A 19594-nucleotide genomic window follows, 5' to 3' on the forward strand; every position below is an offset into this window, starting at 1 on the left:
CCGGTGGGCCAAGTGCCGGAACGCTTGCGCGGCACCCTAGTTGGGGCACCGGCGGGCGTCATCCGGATGGGCCAGCCGTCACTCGATGGAATGGCTTTGGGCAAAGGTGAAGACGGTTCAGCGAACCACGCGGTTCACTCCCGCGATCGCCCCGGGTTCACTCCCCGGCGGCCTTGCGCGCGATGTCCGTACGGTGCTGGGAGCCGTCGAGCCGGATGCGTCCGACCGCCGCGTACGCCCGCTCCCGCGCCTCGGCGAGGTCCTTGCCGGTCGCGGTGACCGACAGGACGCGGCCACCGGCGCTCACGATCGCGTCGCCTTCCCGCCTGGTCCCCGCGTGCAGCACGTACGCGTGGGGCGCGTCCTTCGCCGCGACCTCGTCCAGGCCCTCGATCGGGTCACCGGTGCGGGGCGTGCCGGGGTAGTTGTGCGAGGCGACGACCACGGTGACGGCGGCGTCTTCGCGCCAGGTCAGCGGCGGCTCGCTGTCGAGGGTGCCGTTGGCGGCGTGCAGCAGGACCCGCGCCAGCGGGGTCCTGAGCCGGGCGAGGACCACCTGGGTCTCGGGGTCGCCGAAGCGGGCGTTGAACTCGATGACCCGTACACCGCGCGAGGTGATCGCGAGGCCCGCGTACAGCAGTCCCTGGAAGGGCGTGCCGCGGCGGCGCAGCTCGTCGACGGTGGGCTGGAGGACGCTCGCCATGACCTCGTCGACCAGCTTGGGGTCGGCCCAGGGCAGTGGCGAGTACGCGCCCATGCCGCCGGTGTTCGGGCCCTCGTCGCCGTCGAGGGCACGCTTGAAGTCCTGGGCGGGGGTGAGCGGCAGCACGGTGGTGCCGTCGGTGATCGCGAAGAGGGAGACCTCGGGGCCGTCCAGGTACTCCTCGATGACCACGCGGTCGCAGGAGCGGGCGTGGGCGCGGGCCTCCTCGATGTCGCCGGTGACGACGACGCCCTTGCCGGCCGCGAGGCCGTCGTCCTTGACGACGTAGGGGGCGCCGAAGGCGTCGAGCGCCTCGTCGATCTCCTCGTGGGTCGTGCAGACGTACGAACGGGCCGTGGGGACGCCGGCGGCGGCCATCACGTCCTTCGCGAACGCCTTGGAGCCCTCGAGCCGGGCGGCCTCCCTGGAGGGGCCGAAGCAGGGGATGCCGACCGCCCGTACGGCGTCGGCGACACCCGCGACGAGCGGTGCCTCCGGGCCGACGACGACCAGACCGGCCTCCAGGTCGGCGGCCAGGCGGGCCACGGCCGCGCCGTCGAGGGCATCGACCGGGTGGAGCTCGGCGACCTCCGCGATTCCGGCGTTGCCGGGCGCGCAGTGCAGAGCGGTGACGTCGGGATCGAGGGAGAGAGAGCGGCACAGGGCGTGTTCGCGGGCGCCGCCGCCGATGACGAGGACCTTCACGCCAGTCAGGGTAGCCCGCTGAGCGGGGCGATCTTTGTGCGGGCCACCGAGGACGCCCCCGCTACTCGTTCGTATATTCCTCCACCACCGTCGCCCCGAGCTCGCGCACGATCAGCTCGTGGCCGGAGAGCGCCGAGTCGACGAGGTCGGGGTCGTCGTCCTCCGGCATGTCGTCCTCGGGCCTGACCGGCTGCCGCGCGGCCGGGGGGCGCGGGGACTCGGGCGTGGGGGCACCGGACCCCGGTGCCGGCGTCGGCCGGGGCGCCTGCGCCTGCGGTGCCTGCGTCCCCTGCGGACCCTGCTGTACGGGTCTGGGGGCGGCCTGCGGCGCGGGCGAGGGCGTCTGGGGCGGGCGCCCGCCGCCGTAGCCACCGCCACCACCGCCGTAGCCACCGCCGCCCGCGCCGCCGGAGGCCGGCGGGGGCGCGGAGCCGCCCGAGGGGTCGACGATCGCCTCGATCTTCCACTGGACGTTGAACTGCTCGGCCAGCGCCTGCCGCAGCACGTCCTCGCTGCCGCTGCTCGCGAAGTTGTCCCGGGCTCCGGCGTTGAGAAAGCCCAGCTGGAGGGTGGTGCCGTCGAAGCCCGCCACCTGGGCGTTCTGGCTGAGCAGGATCCAGGTGAAGCGGCGGCGGTTCTTGACCGCCTCCAGGATGTCCGGCCACATGTTCCGCACCTGGGCGGCGCCCTGCGCCATACCGGGGCCACCGGTGGGCGCGGGTGCGGGCGCGGCACCCGGGGGCGCGGGCGCGGGTGCGGGTGACGAGGGCTCCGGCTGTGCCGGGGCGGCGGGCCGGGCGGACGCGGAGGGCCAGGCGCCGGGACGGCTGCCGGACTCCTGGGACCCGGGCGCGGCGGCGGAGGGCCACGCCCCGGGCCGGGACGCGGCGGGCGGCGCGGCGGCCGGAGGCGAGGCGGGGGCCGGAGGCGCGGGCTCGGGAGCCGGTTCAGGGGCCGCGGGAGCGGGGGCGGGCACCTGCGCGGGCGCGGGCGCCGGGGCGGTGGCGGGGGCGTCACCCGGCCCCCGTACCGCCGCCCGAGCGGCGGCGGGCCCACCGCCCGGCCCGGCCGGCGGCATCTGGGCGTGGGCCTCGGGCCCGGGTACGTACCCCATGGCGGGTCCCGGTCCCGTCGCCTGGAAGGCGGCGCCCTGGACCACCGAGCCCCGCTCCAGCCGGTCGAGCCGAGCCAGCAGCGACCGCTCGTCGGTGAACGCGGCGGGGAGCAGCACGCGCGCGCAAATCAGCTCCAGCTGGAGCCGCGGCGAGGTGGCGCCGCGCATCTCGGTCAGCCCGGTGTTGACGATGTCCGCGGCCCGGCTGAGCTCGGCGGCCCCCAGCACGGACGCCTGGGCCTGCATCCGCTCGACCACGTCGGCGGGCGCGTCGATGAGGCCCTTCTCGGCGGCGTCCGGCACCGCGGCCAGGATCACCAGGTCGCGCAGCCGCTCCAGCAGGTCGGCCACGAACCGCCGCGGGTCGTTGCCGCCCTCGATCACCCGGTCGACGACCTCGAACGCGGCCGCCCCGTCCCCGGCGGCGAACGCGTCCACCACCGAATCGAGCAGCGAACCGTCCGTGTAGCCGAGGAGCGCGGTGGCCATGGCATAGGTCACACCGTCCTCGGCCGCACCGGCCAGCAGCTGGTCCATGACGGACATCGAGTCACGCACCGACCCGGCGCCGGCCCGCACGACGAGCGGCAGCACGCCGTCCTCGACCGGGATCTGCTCCTTGCCGCACACCTCGGCCAGGTACTCCCGCAGCGTCCCGGGCGGCACGAGCCGGAACGGGTAGTGGTGCGTACGCGACCGGATGGTCCCGATGACCTTCTCGGGCTCGGTCGTCGCGAAGATGAACTTCAGGTGCTCCGGCGGCTCCTCGACCACCTTCAGCAGGGCGTTGAAGCCCGCCGAGGTGACCATGTGGGCCTCGTCGATGATGTAGATCTTGTACCGGCTGCCCGCCGGGCCGAAGAAGGCCTTTTCCCGCAGGTCACGGGCGTCGTCCACGCCACCGTGCGATGCCGCGTCGATCTCGATGACGTCGATCGACCCCGGCCCGTTCCTGGCCAGGTCGCGGCAGGACTGGCACTCACCGCAGGGCGTGGGGGTGGGACCCTGCTCACAGTTCAGACAGCGGGCCAGGATCCGTGCGCTGGTCGTCTTCCCGCACCCCCGCGGCCCACTGAACAGGTACGCGTGATTGACCCGGTTGTTCCGCAGGGCCTGCTGCAACGGGTCGGTGACATGCTCCTGCCCGATGACCTCGGCGAAGGACTCGGGACGATAACGGCGGTACAGCGCAAGGGACGACACCCTTACGACGATATCGGGCCCCACCGACAATCGACCCGGCCCACCGAACCCCACCCCACCAACGCAAGCGCCCCCCACGCACCCGCCAGAGCCGACCTACCCTTGCTGCCTTCCGGCCCTGGGGGAGTTCAGTCAGATAGCGCCACGTGAGGGGCTGCGCCCAGCCTACCCGATGCCACGGGCCCCGTGGGCCCCCCGGGACCTCCCGGCACCGACGGACGCCCTCGCACGGTCCCCGCGGGGAACGGGTTCGCGAGCACTCCTCAACGTCTTGTATTGTTTGCGGCGGAGGATTCGCCTAGAGGCCTAGGGCGCACGCTTGGAAAGCGTGTTGGGGGCAACCCCTCACGAGTTCGAATCTCGTATCCTCCGCCAGTGCCTCACCGGGCACGATGTCGAAGGGCCCCACCGTTCGCGGTGGGGCCCTTCGACGTTGTCCGGACTCGGTCTCCGTCTCACTTGCCCTTCGACGGCTCCCGGAGAATGTCGCCGACCTGGGCGACCTGGGCGACCTGGACGACCTCCCGAAGCATCGGGGCTCCCCGCCGACCCCCCGGGAGTGCGGCCGGTCAGTCCGACGAGGCTGATGCGGCCGGCGTTGCCGGGAGGGGGCTGATGCCCGGTTCGAAGTAGGCGCGGAGGTATATGCGGGTGCGCTGCGGTGCGTACTCGTGGGCGTACAGGCGCACGCAGCGTTCGTCGGACGTGTCGTAGCCCTCTTCGATGCCGTACGGCATGTCCGGGGCCCCGGAGGTCTGCGGGCTCGCGGTGGCCTCGGCGGCGCCGGGGCAGACGTAGCCGTAGCGGACGCCCTCCTTGAAGGTCTCCGGTTCCGGGAGTCCCAGATGCGCGAAGTCGTGGGGAGGTACGTCGGTCCGCGCCGACGTGGGCTCCAGCCACTTGCCCTTCGGCGGGTGCTTCGCCAGATAGGCCTCCGCCTCGGACCTCGTCACCGTGAAGGTCAGGATCCCGGTGTCGAAGCGGGAAGTGACCTCGTAGGCGGCCTGGGGGGACTGGGCGGTGGCCGGGATGTCGAGGCGCATCTGCTCGCTCATCCATGCCGGGGTGATCCCCTCGGCCCAGCCGCCGCCCGCCACCTGCTCCTTCGTGCGGTCGGAGGCGCCCTTGCCGCCCTCGTCGACGAGGAGCAGTGCTGCGGCGGCGACCGTGCCCGACAGGACCAGCACGCCGGCGGCCACCGCCGCCACGATCCACCGACGCCGGTGGCGCCGGCCGGGGCCGCCGTCGGAGGGGGCCTCGGGGGGCCGGTACGCGTGGACGTCGTTCACCTGACAGGGGTCCTTCCGGGCGGCCTGAGGGTCGTGCGGTCCTGTTGTTGCTTCCGGTTGTTGCTTCCGGCCGGGGTTGGCGGAGCCGAGATCGTCGTGCTGGACGCTGTTGCCGCCCGCCATGTCCGACTCCTGGGCGAGGCTCACCCGGTGCCGCTCGGCCGTCTGCCCGTGGCGTTGATGCCTTGCCGGCGCGCTCCGTCCGCCTTCTTGGTCAAACGGTCGCGTACGGCCGTGGTGAGCTCGGCCAGTTCACCGGCCATCGCTTCCAGTCGGCCGCCGCCGTGTGGCCCACGGCTCCCAGGTCGTCCTGGGCACGACGAGGTCCGCGGCGGCCGCGCCTCCCGGATCCGCCTGGTTCAGCTGCAACCCGGTGCGGCCCTGTGCCGCCGTCTCCTTGGCTCTCTCCCGCTCTTCCCAAGCCATATGTCCCGCCCCCGTCTTCCGCGGCGCGCCTCATTCCGGTCACCACCCGCCGCGTACGAAAAGTTATCAGTTCCCTTTCAGGGCAAGGGTGTTACCTCGGGCGGCCGGGCCGCGCACGGCGTCGCAGGTGTAGCCCGTACCGAAGAGGGCCATGGCCAGGAACGTGCGGCGCGGCGGAGGGTGTCGACGGTGCGCGCCTCCCGGCCGGGTCGTCCGGCGTTCAGGACCCGTCCGGCTGGCAGTGCGGGCACCACACCGTGGAGCGGCCTGCCATGCGGGAGCGGCGCAGCGGGCCGCCGCAGCGGGGGCAGGCCGGGTCGGGGTCGTCGCGGTGCCCGGTGAGCCAGGAGTCGCGCGGCGGGACGCGGCCCGCGGTGACCGCGGAGCGCAGGGTGCGCCGCATGTGCGTGTACAGGCGACGGCGTTGGGCCTCGGTGAGGTCGCTCGCCCGGCAGGTGGGGCGCAGCCCGGCGCGCCACAGGATCTCGTCGGCGAGCAGATTGCCGAGTCCGGCCAGGACGGACTGATCGGTGAGGACGGTCTTGACGCGGCCGTGGTGCGAGGAGAGCGCGGCCTCGAACTCCGCACGCCCCACCGTCATGGCGTCGGGTCCCTGGCGGTCCAGCAGCCTTCCGACGCCGGGGTCGTCGGCCAGCCAGAGCCCCTGGAGCTTGCGCTGGTCGCGGTAGCGGAGCTGACGGTCGCCCCCGACGGTGAACAGGACGCGGTCGTGGGCCTCGGCCGGCTCGTCCGGGTGGCCGCAGACCAGTCGGCCGGTCATGCCGAAGTGCAGCACGAGGGTGGGACCGCCGTCGGTGCGGGCGAGCAGCCATTTCCCGTGCCGCTCCGCCCCGGTGAATCGCCGGCCCTCCAGCACGTCGCGCAGCCGCCGCGCGCTCACCCCGTGCAGTACGCCCGCGTCACGCACCTCGACGCGGTGGATGACCCTGCCCTTCGCACAGGATTCGAGCACCTTGCGGAATCCCTCGACGTCCGGCAGCTCGGGCATGGCGTACGTCCTCCTCCAGCGCGTGACGGCCGGGCGGGGCCGGACCGTCGGACGGTGATGACGACCTTCCCGCGCGCGTGGCCCTGCTCCCAGCACCCGATGGCATCGGGGTGTCGGCCAGAAGAAGGGGCGTGTGGGCTGACCGGACCCGCGTGGCCGGACCGGTGGTCCGGCCCCTCGGCCGTGTGTACGTCAGCTCCCGGCACCCGCCTTCCTGCGGCGTACGGCGAACATCGCGCCGGCGCCCAGGGCCACCGTCGCGGCGCAGGCCAGGGCGAGCTGCGGCACGGCGGAGGAGGATCCGGTGTCGGCGAGGCTGCCGGCGGTGCCGGCGGTGGCGGTGTCGACCGGCCGGGGGGAGGTCGAACCCTGCGCCTGGGGGGCCGGGGTGGCCGACGGGGCGGCGGTCGCGCCCGGGGCGGGGGCGGGGGCCGCGGCGACGACGTCGAAGGCGTACTCGTAGTACTCCGGCGTCCCGCCGCACGACTTGTCGTCGTTGAGGTAGTCGGCGGCGAGGGAGGCCACACCCTCTCCGGCCGGCGCGAAGGCGCCGATCTTCAGGCGCAGTTCGACGTCGGCGTGGGCGCCGGCCTTCAGCTTCTCGACGGCGCCCGCGTAGTGGTCGGCGTCCGCGTCCTGCCAGGCCGGGGAGTCGGCCGTGGACCACAGGACGTCCAGCAGGTCGTCGGCGGCCTCGACCTTCACGTACGGCCAGACCTCGTCCAGGGTCCGGTCGGTGCCGTTGGTGACGCGGACCGTGAAGTCGACCGTCGTACCCGCGGTGACCTTCGCCGGCAGGCCGGTGGCGGTGACCGTGAGCCGGTCCTCCGGGACGCAGGCGCCCTCCTGGGCCTCCTCCTGCGCCTCGGCCAGTGCCTTGTCGGCGGCCTCCTTGGCGGCGAGGGCCTTCGCCTTGTCCTCCCCCGCCCGGTGCACGCGCCGGAACGCGGCAGCCCGGGCGTCGTCCCTCGCCTTGCCGGCCTCCCGCGCCTTGGCGTCGGCGGCGTCCTTGGCCTTGGCGGCCGACTCGGCGGCGACCAGGGCATCGGCGACGTCCTGCTCCGCCTGGGCCTTATCCGCCTCCGTGGCGGTCACCGGCAGCCCGGCGAGCACCTCCCGGGCCCCGGCGAGCTTGCCGTCGGCGTCCTCCTTGGCGGTTGCGGCGGCCTCGGCGCTCCTGGTCGCCTCGGCGGCGGCCACGGCGAGCGGGGCCTTGTCCGACAGCTCGTCGGTCAGCGCCTGGAGGGCGGCGGCTTCCGCGGCGACGGCGGCGTCGTACGCCTTCCGCGCCGCCTCGGCCGCCTTTTCCAGCTCGGTGAGGGAGGGCTTGGCGGGCTCGGCCGGATGGGCGGGCTCGGCCGGATGGGCGGCCGTGTGGTGCGCGAACGACCGGCCGAGGGGCGGTTCCTGGGGCCGCGGCGCCGCCGGGGCGGTCTCGGCGAACGCGGACGGGACGCAGATCAGCGCGGCGGGCGCGGTCACGGCGGCGACGACAGCCGTCGCGAGCTTACGGCGGATCTTCACAGGGGCCCTTTGGTCGGAAGGTGGTTCGGCAGGTCGGAGAACCGGCGATGATCGTATGACCGGTCAGGGGCCGGCGAAGGGGAATATCCCGCAATCGGGTGTGCTCCGGGACCGGCCGGGCGACAAACACGGCCAACGGGGTCAGTCGCCCCGCGCGCACGGGGCGCTTCTGTGAGGCTCTTCCTCGGAAGCCGCCGCCGATGCCGACGCCGATGCGATGTCGATGCCTATGCCAACGTCGATGCGATGTCGATGCCGACGTCGATGCGATGTCGATGTCGATGTCGAGAGCGCGTCGTCGGCTCCGACGTCCCCTGTGAACGGCATCCCCGAAACAGCCTCGAGAGGAGCGGCACCATGAAGTACCTGGTGATGGTGCAGGGCACGCAGGCCGACTACGACGCGATGAACGGCAAGGCCTCCCCGCACAGCCCCGCCTGGAGCGAGAAGGACCTCCAGACGATGTTCGCCTTCATGCAGGAGATCAACGACGACCTCGCGGAGTCCGGTGAGTTCGTCGACGGCCAGGGGCTCGCCGAGCCGCGCCAGACCCGGCTCGTCAGCCTCGGCGAGGACGGCCGGCCGGTGATCACGGACGGCCCGTACGGAGAGACCAAGGAACTGCTGGCCGGGTACTGGGTGCTCGACTGCGCGAGCCTCGACCGGGTCACCGAGATCGCGGCACGCGTCGCCCGCTGCCCGCAGCCCGAGGGCGCTCCCGAGTACCCGGTCGTCATCCGTCCCATCATGGAGAACGGTCCCGGCTGCTGAGCACCGTGAACAGGGACGTCGAGGACCTGCTGCGGCACCACGCGCCGCAGGTCCTCGGCGCGCTCGTACGCCGGTACGGGCACTTCGACCCCGCCGAGGACGCCGTACAGGAAGCCCTGCTCGCCGCCGCACGGCAGTGGCCCCGCGACGGGGTCCCGGACAACCCGCGGGGGTGGCTCATCCGGGTGGCCTCCCGCCGGCTCATGGACCAGCTGCGGGCCGACGAGGCACGGCGCAGGCGCGAGGAGGCGGAGGCCGCGCTCGCGCCCCGGGACGCGTTCACCGCGCCGCCGCCCGGGGAGGGGCGGGCACCGTCCGAGGACGACACGCTCACGCTGCTGTTCCTGTGCTGCCACCCGGAGCTGACCCCGGCGGCGCAGGTCGCACTGACGCTCCGCGCGGTGGGCGGCCTGACGACGGCCGAGATCGCCCGGGCGCACCTCGTCCCCGAGGCGACGATGGCGCAGAGGATCAGCCGCGCCAAGCAGAAGCTCAAGGGCGTGCCCTTCCGCCCACCCGGCCCGGCGGACCGCGACCAGCGCCTGGCGGCGGTCCTCCAGGTGCTGTACCTGATCTTCAACGAGGGCCATACGGCGACCTCCGGTCGCGAACTGCACCGCGCCGGCCTCGCCCGCGAGGCCATCCGCCTCACCCGCGCGGTGCGCCGCCTGCTGCCCCGGGAGGGCGCCGTGACCGGGCTGCTGGCGCTCATGGTGCTCACCGAAGCCCGCAGCGCGGCGCGCACCGGGCCGCACGGCGAGTTGATCCCGCTCGACGAGCAGGACCGCGCCCGCTGGGACCGGGACGCCATCCGGGAGGGCACCGCCCTGGTGGAGGAGGCCCTGGCGGAGGGGCCGGCCGGGGCGTACCAGCTCCAGGCGGCGATCGCCGCCCTGCACGACGAGGCGGCGCGGGCGGAGGACACCGACTGGCCCCAGATCCTGGCGTTGTACGACGTGCTGCTGCGCCGCGCCCCGGAACCCGACCCCATGGCCGAGCTGAGCCGCGCGGTGGCCCTCGCCATGGTGGCCGGGCCCGAGGCGGGGCTCGCCGAACTCACCTCCCTGGAGGGGCGGCTGGCCGGCCATCACCGGCTGGACGCCGTCCGCGCGCACCTGCTGGAACGGGCGGGCGACATCGAGGGCGCCCTGACCGCCTACCAGGCGGCGGCCGGGCGCACCCTCAGCGTCCCGGAGGCCCGCTACCTGCGGATGCGGGCGGCCCGCCTGCGGGGCCAGGACGCAGAGCCGTCACCGTGACGAACGGCCTTCGACCGCCCGGGGCGACGCCCGGGCGTGCGCCCGAGATCACGGCTGTGCACCACGCGGGAGCGGAGGCAGGGCATCGGTGACGCGGTCGCGCATGGGGCGGCGCGACAGGGCGGCGAGGGTTTCGTCGACGAGCCGGCCCAGGGGGTACGGCAGCTCCGCCTCCAGCGCCGCCACCGCTGTCGCCGTGGCAGCCCATTCGGCCTCCAGGACGGGCAGCAGCGCCTCCGCCTTCGGCGTCAGTCGGGCCACCCGGCGGCGGGCGTCGGCCGGGTCGGGGGCGAGGACGACCAGCTCCTCCTCGACCAGCTGGGCGACGGTCTGGCTGGCCGCCGAGTGGGTGACTCCGGTCGCCTCGGCGATGTCACGGATGGCGCGCGGGCCGGCGGCCAGCAGCCGGACGACGGGCGTGTAGCGGGGGCGGAACCCGGCGAGGCCGAGATCGGCGTAGACGGCGGCGACGTCGCCGTCGAGCAGGTCGAGGAGGTGGCGGAGGCGGGTTCCGAGAAGTTCCATCGACGGTAATGTAACAGCGCTGTCATAACTGACCGGGGAGGGTGCCGGGGTGTATCCGCGGAGCGAGCCGTACGAGCAGGGCCTGCTCGACGTCGGCGACGGCAACCTCGTCCACCGGCAGGTCCACGGAAACCCGGCCGGCAAGCCCGCACTCGTCGTGCACGGCGGCCCCGGCTCCGGGTGCAACCCGGCGGCCGTGCGGCTCTTCGACCCCGCCCGCTACCGGGTCGTTCTGTTCGACCAGCGCGGCTGCGGCCGCAGCACCCCGCACGCGAGCGACCCGGCGACCGACATGAGCGTCAACACCACCGGCCACCTGATCGCCGACATGGAGCGGCTGCGCGAGCACCTCGGCGTCGACCGCTGGCTGCTGTTCGGCGGCTCCTGGGGCTCGACGCTGATCCTGGCGTACGCCCAGAGCCACCCCGAGCGCGTCGAACAGATCGTGATCTCCGCGGTCACGACCACCCGCCGCTCGGAGATCGCCTGGTTGTACGAGGGGGTGGGGAGGTTCTTCCCCGAGGCGTGGGCGCGGTTCCGGGCGGGGGCGGGACCGGGCGCCGGGGAGACGGCGGCCGGCCTGGTCGCGGCGTACGCCCGGCTCGCGGAGCACCCGGACCCGGCCGTACGGGAGAGGGCCACGGCCGACTGGTGCGCGTGGGAGGACACGGTGGTGTCCCTGGAGGGTGGTGGGACGCCCTACGGGGGCCGCCCCGACGCCGCCCGCCTCGCGCTCGTACGCATCTGTACGCACTACTTCTCGCACGGTGCCTGGCTGGAGGAGGGCGCGCTGCTGCGCGACGCCCACCGGCTGGCGGGCGTTCCGGGGGTGCTGGTGCACGGGCGGCTCGACCTGGGCGGGCCGCCGGCCACCGCGTGGGAGCTGGGCCGGGCCTGGCCGGAGGCGGAGCTGATCGTGGTGGACGAGGCGGGCCACCTGGGCACGGAGGCCACCCGCCGGCACGTGGTGGCGGCGCTCGACCGGTTCGGCCGGGAGGCCCACCAGGCTTGAGACCCCCGCCGTGCGACCCGCCGTCACCGGCGCGATCATCGAACCATGACGACCCCGATCCACCTCGCCCAGCAACCCGAGGCCGACGAGCTGCTGGGACGCAGCCCGCTCGCCGCGCTCGTCGGCATGCTCCTGGACCAGCAGGTCCCCATGGAGTGGGCGTTCTCCGGCCCGTACACCATCGCCCGGCGCATGGGCTCCGACGATCTGGACGCGCACGAGATCGCGGCGTACGACCCGGAGGCCTTCGTCGCCCTGCTGTCCGACAAGCCCGCGGTGCACCGCTATCCCGGCTCGATGGCCAAGCGGGTCCAGCAGCTGTGCCAGTACCTGGTGGACGAGTACGGCGGTGACGCGAGCGCCGTCTGGTCGGACGCCGGTACCGGCAAGGAGCTGCTGGACCGGCTCCTCGCCCTGCCCGGGTTCGGCAGGCAGAAGGCCCAGATCTTCCTGGCGCTGCTGGGCAAGCAGTACGGCGTACGGCCCGAGGGCTGGCGGGAGGCGGCGGGCGCGTACGGCGAGGAGGGCTCGTACCGCTCGGCCGCCGACATCACCGGGCCAAAGTCGCTCGCCAAGGTCCGCGCGTACAAGCAGGAGGCCAAACGCGCCGCCAAAACGGCCACCGCCACGAAGGCGGCGAAGACGGCGACGAGCGCCGGCGGTTCCAAGACCGCCAAAACGGCGGAAGACACTGGAACTTCGGCGGCGGAGTGACACGTTCCGTTGCCAAACGTACGGAATATCACGTGAGTTGCGGCACATCTGTTCACAGGAGCGTGGGAGATCGCTAGCTTCCCTTCAACCTCGTACACACCGGGAAGGACCTCTGTGACCTCATCCCCTCGCAGAGCCGTGGCCACCCTGGCCGCAGCCGCACTCGCGACCCCGCTCCTGCTGGCTTCCGCATCCCCCGCTTCCGCCGGTCGGCACGACCCCGGCAAGGAGGCGGCCAAGGACGCCGCGCACCTCTCCAAGAAGCTGGTCCGGGAGGCGTCCGCCAAGGACGCCTACAAGCACCTGGAGAAGTTCCAGCAGATAGCCGACTCGGCCGGCGGCCACCGGGCGGCCGGCTCGCTCGGACACGACGCCTCGGCCGCGTACGTGTACCAGCAGCTCGAGAAGGCCGGCTACCAGGTCTCGTACCAGAAGTTCGAATTCATCTACACCCAGACCCAGGCGGAGAAGCTCTCGGTCGTCTCGCCGACGCCGCGTGACATCACCATCGGGGCGATGACGTACACCAAGTCGACGCCCGTCGGCGGGGTCAAGGCCGGCCTCGCCGCCGTCCCGGCGCCCGCGGACGACGCGACGCCCGGCTGCGAGGCCGCCGACTACGCGTCCGGCACCTTCACCGGCAAGATCGCCCTGGTCAAGCGCGGCGGCTGCACCTTCGCCGACAAGCAGGCCCAGGCCGCCGCGGCGGGCGCCACCGGCGCGATCATCTACAACAACGTGCCCGGCTCGCTCGGCGGCACCCTGGGCGACCCGGCGGCCGGCAAGATACCGACCGGTGGCATATCCCAGGCCGACGGCGAGAAGCTCGTCGCCGACCTGGCCAAGGGCCCCGTCGAGGTCAACTTCGAGATCCGCCAGCTCCAGGAGAAGCGGACCACCAACAACGTCATCGCGGAGACCGCCCGCGGCAACGCGGCCAACACCGTGATGCTCGGCTCGCACCTCGACTCGGTGACCGCCGGCCCCGGCATCAACGACAACGGCTCCGGCTCGGCCGGTCTGCTCGAAGTCGCCCTGGACCTCGCCAAGTCCAAGCAGAAGCCCACGAACAAGGTGCGCTTCGCCTGGTGGTCGGCGGAGGAGAACGGCCTGCTCGGCTCCGAGCACTACGTCGACAACCTCAGCGAGCTCGACCGCAAGGAGATCAAGCTCTACCTGAACTTCGACATGATCGCCTCGCCGAACTACGGCCTGTTCGTGTACGACGGTGACAACTCGGACGGCGTCGGCGCGCCCGCCGGCCCCACCGGCTCGGCCCAGATCGAGCGCGACATCAACGAGTTCATGGACAAGCAGGGCCGCCCGCACGAGGGCACGGACTTCACCGGCCGCTCCGACTACGGCCCGTTCATCGCGGTCGGCATCCCGTCCGGCGGCACGTTCACCGGCGCCGAGGGCCTGAAGACGGCCAAGCAGGTCGAGAAGTTCGGCGGCACGGCGGGGGTCGCGTACGACGCCTGCTACCACGCCAAGTGCGACGACATCAAGAACATCAACATGACGGCGTTCGACGCCAACATCGACGTCATCGCCAACGCCGTGGGCGTCTACGCCCACGACCTCAGCTCGCTGCGCAAGCCGGTCGTCACCGTCCCCACGGACGGCGACGCGGGCAGCGGCGGCGGCCTGCACGACGGCCACGACCACGACGTGACCGAGTAACAGCCGGGGGCGCGCCGCGGGGATCTGGTTGCCCATCGACGTACCGCCGCAGACGACCTTCATCTTGAGGCCGAGGACGTCGCCGTACGGCTGGAGGGCGTCCGCGACCTGCATCGCGAGCTCACGGGTCGGGGTGAGGATGACGCCGCGGGGCTTCTTCTTGTCGGTGTGGCCGCCGGCCAGGGTGGCGAGCAGCGGCAGACCGAAGGAGAGGGTCTTGCCGGAGCCGGTGCGGCCGCGGCCGAGGATGTCCTTGCCGGCCAGGGCGTCCGGGATGGTCGCCGCCTGGATCGGGAAGGGGGCGGTCACGCCGTTCTGCGCGAGCTTGCGGACGATGCCCTCGGGCAGACCCAGATCGCCGAAGGTGACCTGGGTCTCGTCGGCGGTCTGCGGCTCGTCGGCGGTCAGCTGCTCGGGGGACTCGAGGGCCTCGTCCTCGAGAGCGATGCTCTCGTCGAGGTCGGCGTTCTCGGGCATGACGGCGTGGTCAGGACTGAAAATGGACATGCGAAATGCGAAACCTTCCGGAGTCTCGGCACGCGCCCGTCAACTCCGTGTTTCGCAATTCGACCGCCTCGATGCGGTCAGCCACGGCAAGGGAGAGTACGCGCCACACGCGGCGCTCTCGGTAGTGGCGCCGGGCAAAGGGAACATGGGATCAAACGATCTACCACCATACGCACTCTCCCCCACTCAGCGCAAACCGGCTCACGCCACCCCGTCTGTGACGTCCACCTCAGGAGCACGTCCGCCGACCGTGCGACGCCGTGCCAAGGGCGTCCGGCCGACCTCCCCACCGGCGGCACGCCGACCGTGCCACGGGCCGTTCACCCGCCCCACGCACGGACCTCCCAGCGACCTCCGCGCGACCCCCGCCACCCGCCCACGGACAGCAGCCGCACCACCGACACCCCCACGGCCGTCCCCCCGCGTAACGGCGGGCGTCACGCGGGGGCCACCTGGGGCGACGCCGAGGGTTCCGCACCGGGGCCCGTGTGGTGTCCCTCCGGGGCGTGCAGCGACTGCGTACGGGTGTCGGCGGCCGGTGACGCGGACGGGGGGTCCGACGGGGCCGGGCTCGGCTCTGTCGGGGGCGTCGGCGCGGGCGTCGACGGCGGGGGCGGGGTGGGCTCCGGCGGCGTCGGCTGCTGGCTCGGCGAGGCCCCGCCGCCTCCGGCCGTGCCACCGGCATCGCCACCGCTCGGCGAGGGGGCGGGCGGCCGCGCGGGCCGGGCGCCGGGCTTCCCGTCCGCCGACGGCTTGCCCGAGGGCGCCGCGGACGGCTTCGCCGGCCCGGGCGCGTCGCTCGGCTCCGGCGACGTCCCGTCCTCCTCGCCCGGCGCGCCCGCCTCGCCCTCCGCGCCGTGCCCGGTACGTACGTCATGGCGGCCGCCGGGCGCGTCGGCACCGCCGTCCGGCTCGGCCGCCGCGGCCCCCGACGGGCCGGCGGACCGGGCGGGGCCCGGCTTCGCGCCCGCGTCGGAGACGCTCATGCAGCCGCTGACGGAGCCTGCGGAGGCCGCTACCGCCAGTGCGGTGACGGCCCATCGGACGGGGGCGGGCAAATGGCGCACGAGGGCACCTCCATGGGTGCGGGACGGGGTTTCCCTGCCCAACTCCCCAAGCCCCACAAGGACACGCCCGCCCCGGCGCCCGTGTCCCGCCCCCGTCAGCCGTACCCGAGCTCGTGCAGCCGCTCGTCGTCGATCCCGAAGTGGTGGGCGATCTCGTGGACGACCGTCACCTCCGTCTCGGCGACCACGTCCTCCCGCGAGTCGCACATCCGCAGCGTCGGCCCCCGGTAGATGGTGATCCGGTCGGGCAGCACGCCCGCGTACCACTCGCCCCGGTCGGTCAGCGGAGTCCCCTCGTACAGACCCAGTAGATCCGGATCGTCCGGCGACGGCTCGTCCTCCACGAACACCGCGACGTTGTCCATCAGCCGCGTCAGCTCCGGCGGGATCCTGTCCAGCGCCTCGGCGACCAGTTCCTCGAACTCCTCGCGTGTCATCTCCAGCACGCGGCCATTGTCACGGATGGCCGGGCATAGTGACCCGTCCGCATGGGCATACGGCGCCCATGGCCGCCCGAGCTGCCCTCCGCACCACCTACGCCCGCCTCCTGCACCACTACCGCTCCCGCCGCACCGCTCCCACGTCCGCGCTGGTCCACGCCCCTCACCCGTATGCCCGAGCCTTCGGTCTTCTCGCCGTGGTCCTGATGGGCGCATGGCTCGGCCTGCTGATCGTCGGCAGCGTCCGTACGCCCGTGGGGCCGATGGACACGAGCATGACCCTGCGGCCCTCCCTGCACGGCGGGACGAAGATCAACGTCTCGCCGCTGGGCGCGCTGGAACTCGACTCCCACACCGCGCCCATCCGCCTCGACGTGGACGTCGACCAGCTCGACCCGGTCCGCGCCCAGGCCCTGGTGCAGCACCCCGAGAGGATCACCGGCCTCCAGGACGAGATCACCCAGGACGTCGCCGACGGCACCCGCGAGCTGGCGCTGCGCTCCTGCGTCGCCGTCGTCTCCGGCGCCACCGCCCTCGGCCTCGCCGTCTACCGCCGCCCGCGCCGCGCCCTCGCGGCCGGCGGCCTCGCGCTCGCGCTGCTGGGAGCCGCCGGCGTGTCCGCGTACGCCACCTGGAACCCCAAGTCGGTGCTGGAGCCGAAGTTCTCCGGGCTGCTGTCGTCGGCCCCGTCCGTGGTCGGCAACGCCCGCTCGATCGTGAGCGAGTTCGACGTCTACCAGAAGGAACTCGCGCGTCTCGTCACCAATGTGACGAAGCTGTACGACGCTGCCTCCACGCTCCCGACGTACCAGCCCGACCCGGGCACCATGCGCGTGCTGCACGTCTCCGACATCCACCTGAACCCGGCCGCCTGGGAGATCATCCGCTCGCTCGTCGAGCAGTACCGGATCGACGTGATCATCGACTCGGGCGACACCATGGACCACGGCACCGCCGCCGAGAACGGCTTCCTCGACCCGATCACCGATCTCGGCGCGCCCTACGTCTGGGTGCGCGGCAACCATGACTCGCAGGTCACCCAGCGGTACCTGGAGGGCCTGAGGAACGTGCACGTCCTGGACGAGGGCCGCGCCGTCACCGTCGCCGGCCTCCGGGTGGCCGGCACCGGCGACCCGCAGTTCACCCCGGACCGCTCGGTGGTGCCGGCCGGCGACGACGCCGAGCGCGCGGCGGGCGCCCGGCTGGCGGCGTCCCTGCGCGAGCAGGCGCGGGCCGGCCGTCCCGTGGACATCGCGGTGGCCCACAACCCGGTGGCCGCCCAGGAGACCGACGGCCAGGTCCCGCTGGTCCTGGCGGGTCACGTCCACCGCCGGGTGAACAAGCTCCTGCCGAACGGCACCCGCCTGAAGATCGAGGGGTCCACGGGCGGCGGCGGCCTGCGCGCCCTGGAGCAGGACGAGCCGGAGAAGGTCCACGCCTCGGTCCTCTACCTGGACCGGGACACCCGCCGTCTCCAGGCCTGGGACGAGATCACCCTGGGCGGCCTGGGCCTCACGACGGCCGAGGTCAGCCGCCACGTCCCGGAGGAGAACCCTCCGGCCGCCCCGTCCACCGCACCCTCGGGCACCCCCTCCTCGCCCCGCTCCCCCACCCGATCCCCATAACCGTTTTGGCGAACGGTCCTCGCATCCCATATGCTTCTCACGTCCCCGACGCGCTGACGAAGCGCCCAGGCGGGCCAATTAGCCCTCATCGTCTAGTGGCCCAGGACGCCGCCCTTTCAAGGCGGTAGCACGGGTTCGAATCCCGTTGGGGGCACGCATCACCGTGTGCGAGACTGGTTCTCGCACATTGCTTGGTCCTGTGGAGCAGTTTGGAGTGCTCGCCACCCTGTCAAGGTGGAGGCCGCGGGTTCAAATCCCGTCAGGACCGCTGTGGCTCGAAAGAGTCACGTGGCTGGGTAGCTCAGTTGGTACGAGCGTCCGCCTGAAAAGCGGAAGGTCGCCGGTTCGACCCCGGCCCCAGCCACCACCACGAAGGCCCCGTCCCCCGGACGGGGCCTTCGTCGTTCCCCTTCCCGGAAAGGCGGGCTTCCCTCGCCGGAAGGGCGGGGGCCCGAGCCCCCGCCGGTTCGGGCGGGTACGGCGGCGGGTCAGGTCCGCTCGCGGCCGCGCCAGCCGCGGACGCCGAGCGTGATGGCGACCACCGCGACGACCGCGAGGAGCAGGGCCCAGTCGGGGACCGCACGGCCGAGGGCCGAGGCCCATTCCTCCACTGCGTAGGAGTCGTCGACCGACAGCAGGCCCGGCAGGGCGGTCGTGCCGTCGAAGGCCAGGAACAGCGCGCCCAGGACGATGAAGAACAGGCCCGACAGCAGCGACGTGCTGTGCAGTTCGAAGCGGCCCACCCGCAGCGGGCGGCCCCGGAGCCAGCCGCGTCGTCCCAGGTCGTAGCGCTCCCACAGCAGGGCCAGCAGGAACAGCGGCACGGCCATGCCGAGTGCGTACACCGCCAGCAGCAGGCCCCCGTAGATCGGGCTTCCGCTGAGCGCCGCCACCGTCAGGACACTGCCGAGAATGGGGCCCGCGCAGAAGCCGGCCAGGCCGTACACCAGGCCCAGCGCGTACACGGAGAGCGCCGAGACGGGGCGGATCCGGCCGCTCACCTCGGCGATCCGCCGCGAGGCGAAGCCCAGGCCGAGGATCTGCGCCACGCCGAGCGCGATGATCAGCCAGCCGCCCACGGCGACGAGCGTGTCCCGGTGCCCGTAGAAGAGCCGCCCCGCGAAGGACCCCGCCGCGCCCAGCGGGACGAGCGTGGTGGCGAGACCGGCGTAGAAGATCCCGGTACGGGCGAGGAGGCGGGCCGGGGTGTCGATCGAGTACGCGAAGAACGCGGGGAGCAGCAGCGCGCTGCACGGACTGAGCAGGGCGAGCAGCCCGCCCAGGAACGCGGCCAGGTAGCCGATGTCCGTCACTTCGCGGCCTCCCGCTTCGCCGCCTCGATTGCGGTCGTGAACGTCTCCATGGGCTGTGCGCCCGCGATGGGCCGGCCGTTCACCAGGAACGACGGCGTGGACGTGGCGCCGAGCGCGTACGCCTGCTCCTGGTCCTTGGCCACGGCCTGCCGTGCCGCCTCGCTGTCGAGGTCGCGGCCGAAGCGGTCGAGGTCGGCGACGCCGGCCTCCCGGGCCAGCGCGAGCACCCGGTCCTCGCCGAAGCCCTGCTCCTTGGCGCCCTCGGCGTACGCGGCCTTGTGGAACTGCCAGAACCGCCCCTGCCGGCCGGCCGCCCACGCGGCGCGGGCCGCGCGCTCGGACTCCTCGCCGAAGATCGGGAAGTTGCGCCATTCGATGCGCAGGGTGCCCTCGCCGACGTACTTCTCGATCAGCTCCGGCTCGGTCTCGCGGGCGAACTTCCCGCAGTAGCCGCACTTGAAGTCGGCGTACTCGATCAGGACGACGGGGGCGTCGGCGCGCCCGACCGCGAGCGGGTCCTTGGCGTCGCGCCGGGCGTACTCCTCCAGCTCGGGGTAGACGCCGGCCCCCGGCTCCGCGGACGACTCGGCGACGACGGACGGCGAGGGCTCGGCCGGCTTGGTGGCGGTGTACGAGACGGCGCCGAGCAGCGCGGCGGCGGCGAGGACTCCCGCGCCGATGAGGTACGGCTTGGACGTGGGCATG

Annotated in this window: 16 protein-coding genes, 4 tRNA genes, 1 other RNA gene and 1 pseudogene; 10 read left to right on the forward strand and 12 right to left on the reverse strand. The window is 73.3% G+C overall.

Features of this window, described 5'->3' with window-relative positions; all coding sequences use genetic code 11:
* Positions 1–157: 157 nt before the first annotated feature.
* The 3 genes from purD to ffs all read right to left on the reverse strand — a co-directional run bounded on the left by purD (position 158) and on the right by ffs (position 3884).
* Positions 158–1408, reverse strand: coding sequence for a phosphoribosylamine--glycine ligase (gene purD / locus ABT360_RS10135; RefSeq protein ID WP_351813468.1), 1251 nt, complete (start codon positions 1406–1408; stop codon positions 158–160).
* A 61-nt stretch (positions 1409–1469) separates the two neighbouring features.
* Positions 1470–3725, reverse strand: coding sequence for a DNA polymerase III subunit gamma and tau (locus ABT360_RS10140; protein WP_351813470.1), 2256 nt, complete (start codon positions 3723–3725; stop codon positions 1470–1472).
* Between the two features lie 60 nt (positions 3726–3785).
* An RNA gene (ffs, locus tag ABT360_RS10145) (signal recognition particle sRNA small type) lies at positions 3786–3884 on the reverse strand.
* A gap of 128 nt (positions 3885–4012) precedes the next feature.
* On the opposite strand from ffs, the gene ABT360_RS10150 reads away from it, so the two are divergent.
* Positions 4013–4100, forward strand: a tRNA-Ser gene (locus ABT360_RS10150).
* 194 nt (positions 4101–4294) lie between these two features.
* Here the strand turns inward: ABT360_RS10150 and ABT360_RS10155 are convergent.
* The 3 genes from ABT360_RS10155 to ABT360_RS10165 all read right to left on the reverse strand — a co-directional run bounded on the left by ABT360_RS10155 (position 4295) and on the right by ABT360_RS10165 (position 7973).
* A complete protein-coding gene (locus tag ABT360_RS10155; RefSeq protein ID WP_351813472.1) occupies positions 4295–5137 on the reverse strand; it encodes a hypothetical protein in 843 nt (280 codons plus the stop codon).
* A 523-nt stretch (positions 5138–5660) separates the two neighbouring features.
* A complete protein-coding gene (locus ABT360_RS10160) occupies positions 5661–6449 on the reverse strand; it encodes an Fpg/Nei family DNA glycosylase (protein ID WP_351813474.1) in 789 nt (262 codons plus the stop codon).
* A gap of 192 nt (positions 6450–6641) precedes the next feature.
* Entirely contained in the window at positions 6642–7973 is a 1332-nt protein-coding gene (locus ABT360_RS10165) for an LAETG motif-containing sortase-dependent surface protein (protein ID WP_351813476.1), read from the reverse strand.
* A gap of 357 nt (positions 7974–8330) precedes the next feature.
* Between ABT360_RS10165 and ABT360_RS10170 the strand changes: the two genes are divergently transcribed.
* Positions 8331–8744 carry a YciI family protein gene (locus ABT360_RS10170; protein ID WP_351813478.1) on the forward strand — a complete coding sequence of 138 codons (414 nt, stop codon included), beginning with the start codon at positions 8331–8333 and terminating at the stop codon, positions 8742–8744.
* 5 nt (positions 8745–8749) lie between these two features.
* Complete coding sequence (locus ABT360_RS10175; RefSeq protein WP_351813480.1) at positions 8750–10003, forward strand: RNA polymerase sigma factor; 1254 nt, start codon at positions 8750–8752, stop codon at positions 10001–10003.
* 48 nt (positions 10004–10051) lie between these two features.
* Here ABT360_RS10175 and ABT360_RS10180 read toward each other — a convergent pair whose 3' ends face one another.
* The gene (locus ABT360_RS10180; protein WP_351813482.1) at positions 10052–10528 is read right to left on the reverse strand and encodes a MarR family winged helix-turn-helix transcriptional regulator; all 477 of its coding nucleotides are present in this window, start codon (positions 10526–10528) and stop codon (positions 10052–10054) included.
* 49 nt (positions 10529–10577) lie between these two features.
* Here ABT360_RS10180 and pip point away from each other — a divergent pair, with 49 nt between their 5' ends.
* The 3 genes from pip (at position 10578) to ABT360_RS10195 (ending at position 13937) form a co-directional block, all read left to right on the forward strand.
* Entirely contained in the window at positions 10578–11540 is a 963-nt protein-coding gene (gene pip, locus ABT360_RS10185; protein ID WP_351813484.1) for a prolyl aminopeptidase, read from the forward strand.
* 45 nt (positions 11541–11585) lie between these two features.
* Positions 11586–12254, forward strand: coding sequence for an HhH-GPD-type base excision DNA repair protein (locus ABT360_RS10190; protein WP_351813486.1), 669 nt, complete (start codon positions 11586–11588; stop codon positions 12252–12254).
* Between the two features lie 138 nt (positions 12255–12392).
* Positions 12393–13937 carry a M28 family metallopeptidase gene (locus tag ABT360_RS10195; protein ID WP_351813499.1) on the forward strand — a complete coding sequence of 515 codons (1545 nt, stop codon included), beginning with the start codon at positions 12393–12395 and terminating at the stop codon, positions 13935–13937.
* 15 nt (positions 13938–13952) lie between these two features.
* On the opposite strand, the pseudogene ABT360_RS10200 reads toward ABT360_RS10195, so the two are convergent.
* The 3 genes and pseudogenes from ABT360_RS10200 to ABT360_RS10210 all read right to left on the reverse strand — a co-directional run.
* A pseudogene (locus ABT360_RS10200) lies at positions 13953–14444 on the reverse strand (DEAD/DEAH box helicase); the annotation flags it as partial.
* 437 nt (positions 14445–14881) lie between these two features.
* On the reverse strand, positions 14882–15511 hold the full coding sequence (locus ABT360_RS10205) for a hypothetical protein (protein WP_351813421.1): 630 nt from the start codon (positions 15509–15511) through the stop codon (positions 14882–14884).
* A gap of 95 nt (positions 15512–15606) precedes the next feature.
* Positions 15607–15957: a metallopeptidase family protein gene (locus ABT360_RS10210; RefSeq protein WP_064072095.1), complete on the reverse strand. Its 351-nt coding sequence runs from the start codon at positions 15955–15957 to the stop codon at positions 15607–15609.
* 59 nt (positions 15958–16016) lie between these two features.
* On the opposite strand from ABT360_RS10210, the gene ABT360_RS10215 reads away from it, so the two are divergent.
* From ABT360_RS10215 to ABT360_RS10230, 4 genes are all read left to right on the forward strand, one after another.
* On the forward strand, positions 16017–17576 hold the full coding sequence (locus ABT360_RS10215) for a metallophosphoesterase family protein (protein WP_351813424.1): 1560 nt from the start codon (positions 16017–16019) through the stop codon (positions 17574–17576).
* Between the two features lie 81 nt (positions 17577–17657).
* Positions 17658–17730 (forward strand) — tRNA-Glu (locus tag ABT360_RS10220).
* A 39-nt stretch (positions 17731–17769) separates the two neighbouring features.
* A tRNA-Asp gene (locus tag ABT360_RS10225) sits at positions 17770–17844 on the forward strand.
* Between the two features lie 22 nt (positions 17845–17866).
* Positions 17867–17943: transfer RNA gene (locus tag ABT360_RS10230), tRNA-Phe, on the forward strand.
* Between the two features lie 121 nt (positions 17944–18064).
* Here ABT360_RS10230 and ABT360_RS10235 read toward each other — a convergent pair.
* Together ABT360_RS10235 and ABT360_RS10240 are read right to left on the reverse strand one after the other, a co-directional pair.
* On the reverse strand, positions 18065–18889 hold the full coding sequence (locus ABT360_RS10235) for a cytochrome c biogenesis CcdA family protein (protein WP_351813426.1): 825 nt from the start codon (positions 18887–18889) through the stop codon (positions 18065–18067).
* A complete protein-coding gene (locus ABT360_RS10240; RefSeq protein WP_351813427.1) occupies positions 18886–19593 on the reverse strand; it encodes a DsbA family protein in 708 nt (235 codons plus the stop codon). Before ABT360_RS10240 ends, ABT360_RS10235 begins: the two co-directional genes overlap by 4 nt.
* Between the last annotated feature and the right edge of the window lies 1 nt (position 19594).

It is taken from the genome of Streptomyces sp. NPDC000229 (assembly GCF_040300825.1).
In the GTDB taxonomy this organism is placed as follows: Bacteria; Actinomycetota; Actinomycetes; order Streptomycetales; family Streptomycetaceae; genus Streptomyces.